This window comes from Flavobacterium panacis, from assembly GCF_024649945.1.
GTDB classification, from domain to species: domain Bacteria; phylum Bacteroidota; class Bacteroidia; order Flavobacteriales; family Flavobacteriaceae; genus Flavobacterium; species Flavobacterium panacis.
The window spans coordinates 1-1,236 of record NZ_JANKMS010000037.1 but is presented as its reverse complement, the minus strand read 5'-3'; the positions used below and the strand labels follow the sequence as shown (position 1 = coordinate 1,236).

Annotated in this window: 2 protein-coding genes; both read left to right on the top strand. The window is 41.5% G+C overall.

Annotated elements, in window-relative coordinates:
* Positions 1-258 (top strand): phosphopantetheine-binding protein (locus tag NQQ59_RS25230; protein WP_257698483.1); only part of this gene is annotated, 258 nt, incomplete at its 5' end.
* A 15-nt stretch (positions 259-273) separates the two neighbouring features.
* The coding region (locus NQQ59_RS25225) for a condensation domain-containing protein (protein WP_257698482.1) at positions 274-1,236 on the top strand (963 nt) is incomplete at its 3' end.

Here is a 1,236-nt window from a genome sequence, read left to right as displayed (position 1 = left end):
GAGCAATTGGCTGCCATTTGGCAGAACTTGCTTGGGATAGAAAAAGTAGGTATTCATGACAACTTCTTCGAGTTGGGCGGCCACAGTCTGCTGGCTACGCGATTGGTGTCCATAATACGCGACAAATTCTCTATAGAAGTATCTATTAAAAGTACATTTAAGTTTAGAACTGCGGAAGAGTTGGCCTATTATATAGATTATAAACTTCGTATTGTTGAGAACGATACAACTGATTATAGTATAAATATTAATATATAGTTTAATAAAAAATATATGGAATTTTTAAGTTTTTTTAGAAAATTAGATAAGGAAAAAATAAAACTAGTATTAATAAATGGTTCATTAAGTATTAAAGCAAATAAGGAAATAGATCCTGAACTTATTATAGAAATAAAAGAGAAGAAGGATGAAATCATTAAGTATTTAGAAGGATTAGATACTGAAGATAGTAATGGCACATTATTTAAAAAAGTAACTCGTTACACGCTTGGACGATTGGATCGCATCCCGCTGTCCTTCAGCCAGGAGCGACTATGGTTTCTGGACCAGCTTCAGGGCAGTACCGAGTACCACATTCCGATAGTTCTTCGTCTTGAAGGTGCATTGGATGTGTCGATATTGGAACGAACCCTTAAGACGATCGTATCGCGTCACGAGGTTCTCCGTACGATTCTGTTGTCGGAGGAGGGTGTAGGATATCAACAGGTGATCGGTTGGGAAGACTGGATGCTTGATCAGAAAAAAATAAAAGATGCAGCATTATTGCCAAGCATTCTGCAGGACTACCTGCAGGTTTCTTTTGATTTGTCAAAAGACTACAAGCTCAGAGGCTGTCTGTATGATCTGGGAGACCAGAAATATGTATTGGCTTGTGTGTTCCACCATATTGCCAGCGATGGCTGGTCGGGAGGCATTCTGGTGAATGAGTTCATGGAGCTTTACAGCGCTTTTGAGTCGGGAAGGGAAGCGGTGCTGCCGGAACTTTCGCTGCAGTATTCGGACTATGCGTTGTGGCAGCGAAGATATCTGGAGGGATCTGTTCTGGAATCCCAGTTATCGTATTGGGAAGAGAAGCTTCAGAAGGTTGCTACCTTGTCCCTTCCAACGGATTATGCCCGTCCCTCGGTTCAGAGTACATCAGGATCAAGTGTTTCTGCGGTGCTGGACAAGGAATTGAGTGAATCCCTGAATGGCTTGTGCCATAAGCAGGGTGTCACCTTGTTCATGTTGATGCTT